A 15,424-nucleotide genomic window follows, 5' to 3' on the forward strand; every position below is an offset into this window, starting at 1 on the left:
GAAAAACAATGTCAGTTATAACCCTTACTTCAGATTACGGGCTTGTAGACCACCGAGTTGCAAGTATGAAAGGTAAAATCCTCAGCTGGAGCGAGGAAGTGAAAGCGGTAGATATAACACATGACATTACACCTTATAATCTTTTACAAACAGCCTACATCGTTCGAAATGCTTACAAATTCTTCTCGGAAGGAAGCATCCACATAATCTGTGTGGACAGCTTTTATAGCAAGGCCAGAAAAAATATCATTACAAAAATAGACGGACATTATTTCATCTCCGCAGACAATGGTATAATAAATTTAATGTTTTTCGATATAAAACCGGAAGCTGTCTATGAGATCACACTTAACAATCGTTTCGATGATAAAGTAGTTTTTCCTGCCACAGAAATCTTTGTACCATCAGCAATGCATCTCTACAAGGGCGGACTACCAGAAGTGATCGGAAGAAAGATCAAAACCATAAAAGAAGTTTCCTTCCCACGAGCAATCTATAATGAGGCTGAAAAAATGATCATTGGGGAAGTCATGTATATTGATAATTTTGGGAATGTGGTCTCCAATATCGGACGAAAGTTCTTTGAAAAGCATGCTTCGATATCAAAAAATTTCACAGTGAAATTCAGAAATATAGTCCTGTCAAAAATATCAGACCAATATACAGACGTTGTTACGGATTGGAGCCGAGAGCAGGAATTCCATGGGAAATCATCCGTCATCTTCAATGATGTGGACCTTCTGGAGATCACCATTTACAAAGGGAATTTAACAAATGGCGCCTCTTCTCTTTTCGGACTAAGTACGGGCGAAAAGATCTTTATAGAATTCGAATAAAAAAAACCGACATTACTGTCGGTCTTTTTTTATTATTGGTGTAAATGACACTATTGTTTGATCAATTTTTTACTAAAACTGTCATTCTCTGTTTTCACTTGAACTACGTAATTTCCTGTTTTCAGCCTAGACACATCGAAAGTATTCTTAGATAAACTGTCTGCATCGAACTGTTTTACCAATTTTCCTGAGATGTCATAAACCTCAACAGATTTCATTTTCGTAATTCCCTTCAGTGTAAATTGATTTTTCACCGGATTCGGATACAATGCCACATCCTTAGAATTCACAACATCATCCACAGCCAGTACCGTACAGCTAAAGTTAGCTTTGAAACCGGAATTATTCCCGGAAGCATCTGACCTGAATGTGATGGTCACAGCACCAGATTCATGAGTAGATTCATAAGAAGCAGGAATAGTAGTTCCTGTCAATCTAGCAGCCCCTGTAAACACTGGTGAAGTAGCGGTCCCATTTCTTAATGTTATATAATCCGTTCCATTTTCCAGATTGAATTCTGTAAAAGTGATTTTCACTTTCTGTCCCGGAGAATCTGGGTAGAAAGTTTTTGTCCAGATCTCGTTGTTAGAGTAATTTCCAGATTCACCCCCCGTATCTGTAATGCTTTTTCCACACCATAATCCATCTGTAATGAAGATTTGGTTCTGCTGATAAGTCGTAGAACAATCTGTCCCAACTTCCAATCTGTAAATTGAGTTGGAATCAAGCCCTGTGAAATTCAGAACCTTGTTCGTAGTATTACCTGAATAAACTACAGTTCCATCAGTAGTTTTTGTCAAGCGATATTTCCATGTTGTTCCAGTAGCATCCGAAATGGTGGCTGTAGCTGTGTTATTTCCAACACTGTTTAATGCTAGAGAAGTGATCGTCAAATCACAAGAAGTGATACAATCTGATCCAAGACAAGCTTTAGAAGCAACCGTTTCCCTGATCAGATCTCCAGGTTGCTGTCCGAAACCGTTTGCAAAACTGATCCCTACCGACCCAACCAAATGACAATAGCTCATGATCGTTCCTTTTGTCGTTGTAGGAAGTGGCCCATCACAACCTTCATCATTCCCTGATGCAGGCCCACAGCCATCAATGGCCGTATTATTCCCATTCCAGGCACAAGCATGGGTATGTGGAGAACCGAAATTATGTCCCAATTCATGTGTCATCGCCTCAATGTTCCAAGAATAAGTTGGAACAGCAATATTTTGAGAATTTACACCACAGTAAGAATATTTGTAAACACTACAAATTGAATTGACATATGCCACACTTGTTGTAGCAGGGTTTCTAATCAATTGAGCAACATCTCCATTGAAAGTTGTTCTCGTAGTCCTGAACTGATTAAGAATAACTCCCGGCTGTCCAGAATAAGGATCTGTTGATGTCCAAACATAAATCTCACTAATTGCAACCTTCACACTTTCATTATCATACAACGTCTTGATATTGTTGAACAAAGCCGTTACCCAATTTGAAGTGGAAGTTACATTAGAACCATTCTGAGTGTAAGGTCCATAGCCTACTTCAAAATAAATCCTTACACAATTGTTAGAATCTCTTGAAGCTTTTTTATTGGGATCGAAAGAAATCTTTTTACTGGCATTTTCCGGTAATTCTTCTGCACTGCAAGAAAAAGGATTTTTAGATTTCAACTTATAATCACTATAAGAAACGAAATCCTGGGAACTCTTTGCTTTTCCTACAACAATATTTCCTAATTCATTTGTGGAAGCAACTCCCACAATATCATTATCAAAAAAACTGAAAGCAACTACAGAGGTGTTGTCTCCCTTTATAATTCCCTGATAATAAACTCCTGGTGTATAGTTAGCGTCACCTTTATCAGTTCCTACCTTGAAGCCACCAGCAAAAATATCATTCTTTACAAGTTCCACAGTTAAGTCTCCACCTTCAAAAGGAAAACTAAGTTCCATGACTTGTGGTTTCTCGCTAACTATTCTTTGTAATTCAGCAGTTTTCAGCTGCATAACCGTCACGTCGGACGCCTCATTGTTATAGACAGCTGCATTTTTGGAAGCTACATCCTTAGTAAAAGGACTGAACTTGGCAAAATTTCTCTTAGCCATCTTTTGATCTGCTACTTTCTGTGCAATTGGTTTAAGACCTTGTGCAGTCCCAAATCCGAAAAGACATACCGAAAATAGCAGTTGTAGAATTTTCTTCATATTTTAATACAATTAAATTTATCGTACAAAAAAAAGACTTTTTTTTCAAAATCAACTTCATAATTCAAATTTTAACTATTTTACCTTAATTAAAAAAATCAATCAGAATTGACTTTTCCCCATTTCAAAACAAGATTACCGTACAATAACAAAGAGTTTAATTAAAATTTTTCAAAAAAAATAGCCAAAACTCACATTTTGACTATTTTTTATCAATTCAACGCTATTATTTTTTAATGATTTTCTTGCTTATCGTTTCTTTGTCAGTTTTCACCATTACAACGTAGCTGCCGGTCTTTAACATGGAAACATCAAACATATTTTTGGATATAGATATCTCATCAAAATCTTTGATCAATTTCCCAGAAGTATCGAAAACCTTGACAGAGACAATTTTTCCAATATTATTAAGGATAAATCGATCTTTAACAGGATTGGGAGACAATGAAACATCTTTAAGACCCGCAACATCATCTGCCGCCAAAACACCACAACTAAGTAAAGCCTTGAATCCTTTCGAGGTAACACCTTCATCAGAAGTGAAGGTAACAGTGATGGCGCCGGTTGCATGAGTCGATTCAAAAGGTCCTCTGATCGTTGTTCCACTCATATTAGTACTTCCTGTAAAAGCTGGAGAAGTAGTTGAAGGGCCATTTCTTACGGTCAAGAAATCGTAACCTTGTTCAAGGTCAAATTCTTGAAAAGTAATCTTAATTTTCCCATTAGAACTATCCGGGTAGAAAGTTTTTGTCCATGTTTCGTTATCTGTATAATTCGCATTAGCTCCACCAGAATCTGTTATCGTTTTACCACACCAGTCATCATCCGTCAAAATCATTTGGCTTCTTTGATAGGCTCCTGAGCAATCTGTTCCTACCTCCACTTTGTAGAAGGTATTGGGAGATAGACCATCAATTGTCAGAGTTTTCACCGCTGTATTTCCGGATTTCACAATGGTGCCATCCATTTTGACCACCCTGTATTTCCATAGAGATGATGTCGCATCAGAAATGGTCGCAGTAGCAGCTGTCTTTGTAACATTACTGACCACTAGAGAAGTTACGGTAATCGTACATACATTTGTACAATCTGTTCCCAGACATGCTTTAGAATCAACCGTTTGTCTGATAAGAGCTCCTGGTTGTTCTCCAAAGCCTAATGACATATTGATTCCAACTGAATTCAGGTGACAGTAGCTCATGATCGTACCACCCTGACTAGGAATTGGTCCTATCTCATCACAACCAGATTCTGGGTATCCAGCAAGCGCGCCACAACCATCAATTGGTGTAGAATCACCATTCCAAGCACAGGCATGTGTATGTGGAGAACCTAGGGCATGTCCCATCTCGTGGGTCATTGCCATAATAGTCCAAGAATAGGTCGGAACATTATTATAGGTCATATTGATTCCAGAATAGGCATATTTATAGGTTCCACAAAGAGAATTAAGGTAGGCCACACTCGTAGTGGACGGATAGTTTACCAAATGTGCCAGATCTCCGTCAAAAGTTGGTCTGTTCACTCTAAAAGCGGCAAGATTCTGACTATATGAGCCGGTATATGGATCCGCAGTCTCCCAGACATAAACAGTTTTCAGGGACATCTTCACACCATCGTTCACATAAAGTGTATTGATATTATTATGAACAGCTGAAATCCAGTTGACCGTATTGGTTACATTGGAGCCGTTTTGCTGAAAAGGCTGATTACAGATCTCATAATAAACTCTTACACAAGAATTGGTCATCTGTGGGGCTTTAGAAGTTTTGGGGTCAAATTTAATTTTTTGCCTTTCATTGTCCATTAATTCATCAGCTGCACAAATAAAAGGATTGGTTCCTGTCAACTTCTGATCATTATAGACCACAAAATCCTCCGAACTTACCGCTTTTCCTAGTGTTACATTTCCAATATTGGGCGCAGAAGCCACACCTATCACATCATTATCGAAAAAACTGAATGCAACCACAGACTTATTATCACCTTTTACAATTCCTCTATAGAAAACGCCTTTTTGATAATTATAGACTTTCTTTTTATTGGTCTCAACTTTAAATTCCGGGGAATAAATGTCCACTTTTACCATTTCTACCACCAATTCCCTATCTTCAAAAGGAAAAGTGAACTCAATAGTTTGTGGCCTATCTAACAAGATCTGTGAGAGCTTGCTCTTATCCAGTTTCAAAACCCTAGCGTCTCTTGCCGCCTGCTGATAAGCTATTTGCCTACCACTATTATCTAAGCTAAAAAGATTGACAGCTTGAAACACCGCCTTTTTTGAGTGATAATCATTGACTTCTTTAGCAATTGGTCTTAATGTTTGGGCAAAACCCATGACACTGAGAAGCAAGAACACAAACAATTGTAATTTTTTCTTCATATCAAATTTTATTTATTTCGCACTAAAATAAACATTTTAATCTAAATATCACCTTTAAATACTAATTACAACATCAATTTGTCAAAAACAATCATGATGATTCTTTGTTTTATCTTCAACCAATAAAAAGTATCTTTGCAAAAAATCTGTTGATGTTATATCCTATTATAAAGGCAATTCACATTATTTTTATGGTAAGTTACTTTGCCGGGATTTTCTATCTCGTGAGATTATTTGTCTATTATAAGGATACAGACGAATTTGATGAAGTAAAGCAGAAGATTCTCAGGAATCAATATAGTTTTATGGCAGTCAGACTTTGGAACATCATCACTGTTCCCGCCGGAATATTGATGTTATTAAGTGGATTGACGATGATCTATCTGAATTTTGGATTGATGAAAACACCCTGGTTCCATCTGAAACTGACATTTTTAGTTGGACTTGGAATCTATCATTTTTGGTGTTGGAAGCGAGTGAAAGAATTAAAAAACCTCAACGGAAATACACTTTCAACCCCGAATATCAAGCTTCGACAGTTCAACGAGATCGCAACATTTATTTTATTCGCAGTTGTTTTTACAGTAATTCTCAAATATTCCGTTATACAATATTGGTGGCAATTATTACTCGGATTTTTCGGAATTGTCATTCTGATAACATCTATTGTGAAAGTGGTGAATAAGAATAAAGATAAAACAACAAAGAGTAAAAACTAATAATAAGGCTTCGAGAACCTCAGCCTGACAAAACAAAATAATCAATCATCATTTATCAATTATCAACTATGCTTGCTATATTCAAAAAAGAACTTTGGAATTTTTTCGGAAACTGGAGTGCATGGATCATCATCGCTGCTTTCAGTATTATTTCCGCATTATTCCTTTTTTTCTTCGAGAACAATTTCAATATTTTCGAGATTGGAAGCGCCACTTTACAAAGTTTCTTTGTGCTTTCGCCTTGGCTTTTTATGTTCATCATTCCGGCCATCAGTATGAGAACTTTGGCTGAGGAAGAGCAATCCGGAACACTGTTTTGGCTTTTTTCCCAACCGGTGAAAATTACCGAAATCGTTGTTGGGAAATTCCTTTCCGTTTGGTTGGTTGGCGTTTTATGTTTATTGCCTAGTTTGGTTTATTATTACACCGTTTACGTTTTAGGCGTTCCGGAAGGTAATATCGACGGAAGTATGACTTTTGGAAGTTACATCGGTTTGACGATTCTGATTGCTGCTTTTTCCGCAGTCGGGATTTTGGCTTCATCGTTGTCATCGAACCAAATTATGGCTTACCTATTGGGCGTTTTCCTTTGCTTCATTCTCTATTTCGGGATTGAGCAATTGGCAAGTTACAAACTGATGGGAGGCGCAGATTATATTTTGCAGAATATTGGATTTTATCAACATTTCTTAGCTTTCACAAGAGGTCAAGTAGATACAAGAGATGTTTGCTATTTTCTTTTCGTGATATTTTTGGGATTGGGATTGGCAAGTTGGTTTGTCTGGAAAAAGAAGTAAGGAAAGATTCAAGAAAAAAGATAAAAGACTTTCAATTGAAACGTCGAATCTTTGCAGCCCAACTTGAGCAGGACTCTTCGAGAGCCTCAGAGTGACAAATTGGGAGCCCTTCGAAAAGCTCAGGATAAACTACAAGCGGAAATAGCTGCCCTAAAAATTTAAATTATAAAAATTCATTCTAATAGAAAAATGAATAAAAAAAATAAAATCACTTTAATTATCATAGCTGTTCTCCTGATCATAGGGATGAGCGGCATTATTTATAAACGTTTTGATTTGACGGCTGAAAAACGCTATACACTTTCGGATTCCACCATCAAGGTTTTGGAAAATGTGAAGAAACCGATGACGATTGAGGTTTACCTGGAAGGCGATTTTCCTGCTTCTTTCAAACAGCTCTCGAATGAAACCAAATTTATGCTGGACGAGTTCCGAAAAATCAATCCGAAAATCGATTATAAATTCCGTGACCCGATTGCTGAGAAAATCCCGCAGGATACATTGAAAGGAATGGGAATGCAGCCTTCGATACTTCCGGATATGAAAGACGGAAAAATATCGGAAATCGTTATGTTTCCTTACGTCGCCATCAAATATAATGGTTACGGAACTTCTGTTCCATTGATTGTCCAACAATCCGGCATTGATGCTGCAACACAACTCAGCAAATCGATTGAAAACCTTGAATATAACTTCGCTTCCACTATCAAAGGAATGACGGAAGAAACGGCGAAGAATATTGGTTTCTTGGTTAATCAAGACGAATTGCGTCCAGACGAATTCCGTGGATTTTTGGATCTGGCAATGGAGAATTATAACATCGGACCCATCATTCCGGAAAACAAAACCGAATTGTCTTTGGCTGATGTCCCGAAACTAAAACAAATGGACGCTCTGGTTATTGCAAAACCAAGAAAAGCTTTTACTGATAATGAAAAAGTGATTCTCGACCAATACATTATGAATGGCGGAAAAACACTTTGGATGATTGATGCAGTCAATGCTGAAATGGACACACTTTTCCAAGCCAAGAAAATTATGGCTTACCCGATTGACCTCAACCTGACAGATTTTATGTTCAATTATGGTCTGAGAGTCAACCCGGCGCTGGTAAAGGATATGAAAAAATCGGCACTGGTAAGAATAGTTTCTGGAGAAGTTGCCGGTAATCCACAGTATAGCAGTTTTCTCTGGCCTTATTTCCCTTTAGGAATCGCTGAAACCAAAAATCCGATTACAAAAAACATCAATCCTGTAAAATTCGAATTTCCAACTTCGATTGATACGCTGGGAAGGCCAAATATCAAAACCAAAGTTCTTTTCGAATCCAGCGAAAGAACCACTAGCAAAACTGTTCCGAATTATGTCGCGCTTTCTGAAATCGTAAGAACAGACAGCATCGGCGAGATGGAACGCCCTACTCCACCGAAGATTTTTGCGGTGGCTTTGGAAGGGAAATTCAAATCTGCTTATGCGACAAGAAGCGAGAAGAATTCTTACCCTGATTTCAAAGCTCAAAGTCCGGAAAATAAAATGCTCGTGATCGCAGATGGTGATATTGCCAGAAATCAGATCTGGAAAGGACAACCTCTTCCTCTCGGTGAAGATTTGCTGACCAAAGAACATTACGGCAATGCACAATTTTTGAGAAATGCTCTGGATTATCTGTTAGACGACAGCAATATCATGGAACTTAGAGACAGAACAATAGAAGTGCGATTGCTTGACCGACAAAGAATTGATGCTGAAAAATCTGACTGGCAATGGCTCAATCTTCTTTTACCTTTGGGAATTTTAGGAGTTTTGAGCGCAGGATTCTATTTCCTGAGAAAGAAGATGTTCTCGTAATTAAATCTTTTTGAACACAAAGTTCACAAAAGTTATATGAATAATGACTTTCTTAAGTTTCACAAAGCCGCTTCGCTTGGAAAAGAAAACGCTTTATTAAGTTTTACGCCTTTGTGAGACTTGTAACATAATTATTGAAAAAAAATCTTTGCGGACTTAGTGTTCAAAAAATAAATATTATGAAAAACCTTTTACTCGCTTTAATTTCAGGAGTTTTGCTAGCCATTTGCTGGCCGACTTACGGGATTCCGTTTTTTATATTTTTTGCTTGGGTTCCGCTTCTGATGATGGAACACAACATTGCAAAATTTAGCGATATTAAAAAGAAAAAATTAGCAGTTTTCTGTTTTTCATACCTCACATTTCTGATTTGGAATGCAGTAACCACGGGTTGGCTTTACAATTCACAATTACCTGACGGAAGCAAGTCTCTTTTGGCCGTTCTGTTTCCTGTTTTGACCAATTCATTTTTTATGGCATTGGTTTTCCTGGCTTATCATTTTTATAAGAAAAGTCAGGGGACTTATTTTGGATTGGTGTTTTTTGTAGCGATTTGGATGTGTTTTGAAAAGCTTCATCTCGTTTGGGAATTCACCTGGCCTTGGCTCAATCTCGGAAATGTCTTTGCAGAATATCATCAGTTTGTTCAGTGGTATGATACTTTGGGTGCAACAGGCGGAAGTTTCTGGATTTTGACTTGTAATGTACTGGTATTTTATACGATAAGAATCTGGGAAGCCGGAAGAAAAAGAAAATCATTGATTAACAATGTTTTGATGACAGCTGGTTTCATTATTTTACCAATGGTAATTTCTTTGATTAAATATTATAATTATTCGCCAGAAACGGTTGGCTCTATCAATGTAACGATGCTTCAACCGGCACTTGACCCTTACACCGAAAAATATCAAAAAGACAGTTTGACAATTGAAGGTGATCTGTTGAAATTGGCTACAGAAAATTCAGTTTTACAAAGCGATAGAAAATCAAAAATCGATCTATATCTTTCACCGGAAACTTCGCTTCCTGGACCAGGTTCTATTAGCGAAAAAGGGTTCAACAATAGTCTGCTCATCAATAACATCAAAACGTTTCTTTCCCAACATCCGAAATCTGTTTTCTCTGGCGGGATTTCCAGTTATTATGTTTATCAAGAAAATGAAGAAAAACCATCAACAGCCAGTTTTCTGGAAAGGCAGGGCATTTGGGTGGACGAATATAATTCTGCAATCCAAATCATCCCTAATCAGCAACTGGAAATATATCACAAAGCAATGCTCGTACCTGGCGTTGAGATTTTTCCTTATATCAATTTCTTCAAACCGATTTTAGGAGATGTAATGTTGGATTTGGGGGGAACAACACGTTCTCTCGGGATTTCTGAAGAAAGAAAAGTCTTTGCCAATCCTTATAACAAATCTGTAATTGCGCCAATCATCTGCTATGAAAGTATTTATGGAGAATTCGTGACCGGTTATGTAAAAAAAGGAGCAAATCTTCTAACAATTGTAACGAACGATTCCTGGTGGGGATATTCGCAGGGACATAAGCAATTACTGGTTTATGCAAAGCTTCGTGCAATCGAAACCAGACGCGAAATTGCAAGAGCGGCGAACAGCGGAACCAGTGCGCACATCAATTCCCGAGGCGATATTGTGGATGAATTACCTTACGGTGCAAAAGGCGCATTGACTGCAAAAGTTAATTTGATTGACAAAGAAACATTCTACACCAAGAGCGGCGATTTCCTTTCCAGAATTTGTCTTTTTGTGATTGGTGCTTTGTTGCTTTTTATTCCGGGGAGGAAGTATTTGACGAAGAAGAAATAATCACTTATCCATTAAATAAATTTAGATTGATTAAAAATTGATATAATTTAAAAGAAATAAAATAGGTATAAAATAGGAAAAAAAGACCATCATCAACACTCTATTGTTTTGTATTACCAAAAACCTTTACCTTCGTTTCGAAAACAAAGTCTCTCGCACAGCGGGGGGCTTTTTTTATTAGACATATTGAGTTAAATATATCAAATGGATTATACAATATTATTAACAATAGCAGTTATAGGCACTTTAATTATATTTGGAATAGGAATATTAAAGAAGAAAAAAGTAAAAGCATATTTAAAAATTTGGAAAATATTTGAAGGAAGCATTGAAACCGAAGATTAAGATACTGCAAAAATTGTTTATAAAAATAATGAGATAACCCAAATCACCTCATTATTAATTTTGTTATAAATTCGGCAAATACCTTTCCTTAATAATATTCAAATGATGAATGTTGTGACCAACGGTTAATTTCCCGATGGTTTCCACTTTGATATCATTTCCATTTACTTTTCCGGAAAGTTGATATGCTTCTTCCGGAAGGTTCTTAAAGAATTTGATAGTTAATTTTCTGGTTAATTTGAACTCTTTAATCAGGCTTTTCAAAGTTCTGTTGCCTGCATAAGAATTATCTGCCCAAGCTTCTTCATCAAATCCCGAAACCAAAGACTGGTCTTTTCTGGAAAATCTGAGTGCACGATAAGCAAAGACTTTTTCCGTATCTATAAGGTGTTGCAAAAGTGTTTTCAAACTCCATTTTCCTTCTGCGTAGGCATAATTCCCTTGTTCTTCGGAAAGCGATTCATATATTTCCAAAGTGGCATCTGAAGCTATTTTCATTTCTTCAAGCCAGTTTTCTGAAGGAACCGAATCCAGGTAACGCTGTATATATTTTTCGAATTCTGTCATAATTTGTTTATTTATCCTTCGAGAACCTCAGGATGACAAAGTTTTTGTGCGATTGTCAGGCTGAGGTTCTCGAAGCCTTTCAATATTAATAGAATCAATAATCCTTCATAATTAATTATCAACTTCCCACTCATAGAAATTCACTTCGTCGTATTTTTTGAAACCTGCACTTGGATACAATTGATTTCCAATCAGATTTTCTTTGCCTGTTTCAAGGTACATTCCGCAAGCGTTGGATGTTCTGCAAAGCTCTTTCGCTTGTTCTATCAAAACTTTGGAAAAACCTTTTCCTCGGGAATTGGAATTAACATAGAGGTCATTCAGCAGCCAATAACGTTTCATTCTTGTTGATGAAAACAATGGATACAATTGAACAAATCCCACCAATTTTCCTTCATCTTCAGCTACGAAAATCTCTGAATCCTTTTTTTCTAATCTTTCAGATAAAAATTGCTGTGCGCCAGACAAATCTGATGTTTTATGATAGAACATCCTGTATTCATCAAACAATTGTGACAATTGCATCAAATCTTCCGAAGTCGCTTTTCTGATATTACTCCTCATCTTCGTACTGTTCAAGATAGTAACTAAATGTAAAACCTTCTACCTCATCTTCCAAATCTTCCAAAGTGGTCAAAAGGTCTTCGAAAAGCTCCAATTGGTCCACGCTCATATTTACAAATTCAATATGAATCGGCATTTCTAATTCTCCGGAAATAACATCAGAAAGCGCATCAAGATTATCTCCGAAATATTCCGGCAATTCTAATTTTGATTTCAGTTGTTCATAAAAATCTTCGTAATCGCCGATGTTGACGAAATCGATATATATTTCTTGCATTTTTAATTGTTATTGATTATTCATTTATATGTCCTTCAAGAGCCTCAGGATGACAACGCTGTCAGGCTGAGGCTCTCGAAGCCTTTCATTTTAATTAAATTTCCAGTGTTTATTCTTTAAAAAGCCTTTACAATTGTCACAAAAATCGATTTCTTCATCAGTTGGATTTCCACCTTCCGCATCTCTCATAAAACAAGTTTGCTCTGGACAATGTTTTAAACCTTGAGTATGTCCAATCTCGTGAATGATTATTTTATAAAACTGCTCTTTTCTTTTTGAGGGATTTAATCGAAAAGATGATGCAACACAAGCTTTTCCCGGACGATATCCTAAACCCATTATTCCAAAATCTCTTACATTTCCTTTCGTTGCACTTATATCTTTTGTCGTTAGTCCAACTTTGATAAAATTATCTTTTGTTTGAGAACTCAAAAACTTTATTATCGAGTCTGCTCTGTATCTATTTCTTGGCTGATAATATGAATTTTTCGGAAAATCAATTGCCTGCAAAACTGCAACATCCGAATAAATTTTCTCAATTTGGTTTGCAATATTACCAACTTCATCCATCTTCATATCTTTAAAAGGCTGAAGCTGAATTATAATTTTCTCAGTTGATTTTGTAATTTCAGCTTTCTGATTCTCATTACACGAAACTAAAAAAAGAATTGCAAAAAGAAAGTTTACTAAGAAGATTTTCATTTCGAATCAGTTATCGTTTCTCAAAAGTTTTGTAATGATTTTTCGTGAGCCAAACATCGCCATTTTTAGTAAAGACAATTCGGTCCGCATTTCGGTTTCCACAATTGTAGTTGACGTCAGCTTCGTAATACTGTTCGCCTTTCGGTAATTGTTTTTCACGATTACTGAACTTATCGCCTCCAATTGCTTTTCGCGGCAAAATGTCACAAAGATTTCCTTTGGAAGGACTCCAGCCTTGCCTTTTTGCTTCAGATTTAGTAATATAAAAATTGGGCAATTTATGATTCGATTTGACGTAAGAAATAACTTTAGTTTCATTAGTCAATTCTTGTATTAAACTTCCGGCAGAAGGTTGTTCGGCATCAAATTGAGTTTCGGATCGTACAACATCCGACTTCTGACTTCCGGCTTCCGACGAAATTTGATTCCTTTTCTCGATTTTATAATTCGAAATCAGATACATTACCGAGATTCCGGCAAATGCTCCGATGAGAAAGAAAAACAGGGTTTTCAGTTTTGGATTCATTAACATTAATTTCTTTGCTAAAATAATGAAAACCTCGATTCTTACGTAAGAAAAAACAAACATTAAAAAAAAATTGTGCTTAACCTAATTTTTCTATATTTGGGCACAAAGATAAAAATATGGAAACCGTCACTATGGACAACCTAAAAATGATAGCCGAAACGGCCAAAGATTTTGCCGAAAAAAATATACGCCCAAATATTATGGATTGGGATGAGAGCCAGACTTTCCCTGTGGAATTATTCCACCAATTGGGAGAATTGGGTTTTATGGGAATTGTGATTCCGGAAGAATATGGCGGTTCCGGGCTTGGTTATCAGGAATATGTAACGATTCTCGACGAGATTTCTCAAGTTGACCCATCCATTGGATTATCTGTTGCTGCGCACAATTCACTTTGTACCAATCATATTTATGAATTTGGGAATGAGGAACAGAGAAGAAAATGGTTGCCACAATTAGCATCCGGAAAAGTCATCGGTGCCTGGGGATTGACCGAACATAATACAGGTTCTGACTCCGGCGGCATGTCCACAACCGCTGTAAAAGACGGTGACGACTGGATCATCAACGGTGCAAAAAACTTTATCACACACGCTATTTCCGGAGATATTGCTGTTATAATGACAAGAACGGGAGAAAAAGGAGCAAAAAATAATTCCACCGCTTTTGTTTTGGAAAAAGGAATGGCAGGTTTCACTTCCGGAAAAAAAGAAAATAAATTAGGAATGCGTGCTTCTGAAACCGCTGAATTGATTTTCGATAACGTTCGGGTTCCGGATTCTCACAGATTAGGAGAAGTGGGGAGCGGTTTCAAACAAGCGATGAAAGTCCTGGATGGTGGCCGTATTTCTATTGCAGCATTGAGCTTAGGAATTGCGAGAGGTGCTTATAAAGCTGCTCTTAAATATGCACAGGAAAGACATCAGTTCGGAAAAGCGATTTCAAGTTTCCAGGCTGTTAATTTTATGCTGGCTGATATGGCAACAGAAATTGATGCTTCAGAATTATTGATCAGAAGAGCTTCCGACCTTAAAAACGCCAAGCAAAAAATGACACGTGAAGGCGCAATGGCAAAATTATACGCTTCCGAAGCCTGTGTTAGAATTTCCAATAATGCGGTTCAAATATTCGGTGGTTATGGTTATACGAAAGATTTTCCTGTTGAGAAATTTTACAGAGATTCTAAGCTTTGTACGATTGGCGAAGGAACTTCTGAAATCCAAAGATTGGTGATTGGAAGAGATATCACTTTATAATAAAAAGAATCTGTTATGATTGAAAAGCCTTCCAAATGATTTTGGAAGGCTTTTTATTTATTCCAGTCTTTTCAGAATTTTGTTCATTTGATCGATTTCTTTTTCCTGAGACTTGATGATACTATCTGCCAACTTTCTGACTTCAGCATCTTTGATATTTGCGTTTTTACTGGTCATAATTGCAGATGAATGATGCGGAATCATTGCTTTCATATATTGAATATCTCCGACAGGTGTCTGCGTTCTCAATCCTATTAATGAAAATGCAAAAACGGCAACCGAAGAAATAATAATTGCAACGTTGATTTTTCTGTTTTTATACATCATTTTCATACGTAAGACCATCAAAATTGCCATTGGTGAAATCATTAGAAAAGTCATATAAACCCTTGTAATACTTGTATGATAATCTTCTATTTTATCCATATTCAGAAACATAACCAAATACATTATCACAAAGGAAATTATCAACGTAACTGCAAGCTTGCCATAGGTGTGGGAATCCATATTTTCCATAACTTTTTTCTGTAATTCTGCAATATCCGAACCAATAAAATTCTTCTCTGTAGAT

15 protein-coding genes are annotated in these 15,424 nt (G+C 36.8%); 7 read left to right on the top strand and 8 right to left on the bottom strand.

Features of this window, described 5'->3' with window-relative positions; genetic code table 11:
- The first annotated feature begins 8 nt into the window (after positions 1 to 8).
- The gene (locus K319_RS0116535) at positions 9 to 836 is read left to right on the top strand and encodes an SAM hydrolase/SAM-dependent halogenase family protein (RefSeq protein ID WP_027384611.1); all 828 of its coding nucleotides are present in this window, start codon (positions 9 to 11) and stop codon (positions 834 to 836) included.
- Between the two features lie 50 nt (positions 837 to 886).
- Here K319_RS0116535 and K319_RS0116540 read toward each other — a convergent pair whose 3' ends face one another.
- Positions 887 to 3,037, bottom strand: coding sequence for a T9SS type A sorting domain-containing protein (locus tag K319_RS0116540; RefSeq protein ID WP_027384612.1), 2,151 nt, complete (start codon positions 3,035 to 3,037; stop codon positions 887 to 889).
- Between the two features lie 226 nt (positions 3,038 to 3,263).
- Positions 3,264 to 5,420 carry a M12 family metallo-peptidase gene (locus K319_RS0116545; RefSeq protein ID WP_027384613.1) on the bottom strand — a complete coding sequence of 719 codons (2,157 nt, stop codon included), beginning with the start codon at positions 5,418 to 5,420 and terminating at the stop codon, positions 3,264 to 3,266.
- Between the two features lie 152 nt (positions 5,421 to 5,572).
- On the opposite strand from K319_RS0116545, the gene K319_RS0116550 reads away from it, so the two are divergent.
- From K319_RS0116550 to K319_RS21585, 5 genes are all read left to right on the top strand, one after another.
- On the top strand, positions 5,573 to 6,139 hold the full coding sequence (locus K319_RS0116550; protein WP_027384614.1) for a CopD family protein: 567 nt from the start codon (positions 5,573 to 5,575) through the stop codon (positions 6,137 to 6,139).
- 68 nt (positions 6,140 to 6,207) lie between these two features.
- A complete protein-coding gene (locus K319_RS0116555; RefSeq protein ID WP_027384615.1) occupies positions 6,208 to 6,936 on the top strand; it encodes an ABC transporter permease subunit in 729 nt (242 codons plus the stop codon).
- Positions 6,937 to 7,125: 189 nt separating this feature from the next.
- Positions 7,126 to 8,784 carry a gliding motility-associated ABC transporter substrate-binding protein GldG gene (gene gldG, locus K319_RS0116560; protein WP_027384616.1) on the top strand — a complete coding sequence of 553 codons (1,659 nt, stop codon included), beginning with the start codon at positions 7,126 to 7,128 and terminating at the stop codon, positions 8,782 to 8,784.
- 179 nt (positions 8,785 to 8,963) lie between these two features.
- Positions 8,964 to 10,613, top strand: a complete 1,650-nt coding sequence (lnt, locus tag K319_RS0116565) for an apolipoprotein N-acyltransferase (protein ID WP_027384617.1) — start codon at positions 8,964 to 8,966, stop codon at positions 10,611 to 10,613.
- Between the two features lie 204 nt (positions 10,614 to 10,817).
- Positions 10,818 to 10,958 (top strand): hypothetical protein, encoded by a 141-nt coding sequence (locus K319_RS21585; protein ID WP_156907122.1) that lies wholly within the window; start codon positions 10,818 to 10,820, stop codon positions 10,956 to 10,958.
- Between the two features lie 63 nt (positions 10,959 to 11,021).
- Here the strand turns inward: K319_RS21585 and K319_RS0116575 are convergent, their stop codons facing one another.
- The 5 genes from K319_RS0116575 to K319_RS0116595 form a co-directional block, all read right to left on the bottom strand.
- Positions 11,022 to 11,525, bottom strand: a complete 504-nt coding sequence (locus K319_RS0116575) for a DinB family protein (RefSeq protein ID WP_027384618.1) — start codon at positions 11,523 to 11,525, stop codon at positions 11,022 to 11,024.
- A gap of 111 nt (positions 11,526 to 11,636) precedes the next feature.
- Positions 11,637 to 12,089, bottom strand: coding sequence for a GNAT family N-acetyltransferase (locus K319_RS0116580; RefSeq protein ID WP_027384619.1), 453 nt, complete (start codon positions 12,087 to 12,089; stop codon positions 11,637 to 11,639).
- Positions 12,079 to 12,366, bottom strand: coding sequence for a barstar family protein (locus tag K319_RS0116585; RefSeq protein ID WP_027384620.1), 288 nt, complete (start codon positions 12,364 to 12,366; stop codon positions 12,079 to 12,081). Before K319_RS0116585 ends, K319_RS0116580 begins: the two co-directional genes overlap by 11 nt.
- A 90-nt stretch (positions 12,367 to 12,456) precedes the next feature.
- Positions 12,457 to 13,068: a zinc-dependent metalloprotease family protein gene (locus K319_RS0116590; RefSeq protein WP_027384621.1), complete on the bottom strand. Its 612-nt coding sequence runs from the start codon at positions 13,066 to 13,068 to the stop codon at positions 12,457 to 12,459.
- 10 nt (positions 13,069 to 13,078) lie between these two features.
- Positions 13,079 to 13,657, bottom strand: coding sequence for a ribonuclease domain-containing protein (locus K319_RS0116595; protein WP_394330695.1), 579 nt, complete (start codon positions 13,655 to 13,657; stop codon positions 13,079 to 13,081).
- Positions 13,658 to 13,713: 56 nt separating this feature from the next.
- Here K319_RS0116595 and K319_RS0116600 point away from each other — a divergent pair, with 56 nt between their 5' ends.
- Positions 13,714 to 14,853: an acyl-CoA dehydrogenase family protein gene (locus K319_RS0116600; protein WP_027384623.1), complete on the top strand. Its 1,140-nt coding sequence runs from the start codon at positions 13,714 to 13,716 to the stop codon at positions 14,851 to 14,853.
- A gap of 57 nt (positions 14,854 to 14,910) precedes the next feature.
- On the opposite strand, the gene K319_RS0116605 is transcribed toward K319_RS0116600, so the two are convergent.
- Positions 14,911 to 15,369 (bottom strand): DUF305 domain-containing protein, encoded by a 459-nt coding sequence (locus K319_RS0116605; protein WP_034672005.1) that lies wholly within the window; start codon positions 15,367 to 15,369, stop codon positions 14,911 to 14,913.
- Positions 15,370 to 15,424: the final 55 nt, after the last annotated feature.

Source organism: Epilithonimonas caeni DSM 17710, from assembly GCF_000426465.1.
GTDB classification, from domain to species: Bacteria; Bacteroidota; Bacteroidia; order Flavobacteriales; family Weeksellaceae; genus Epilithonimonas; species Epilithonimonas caeni.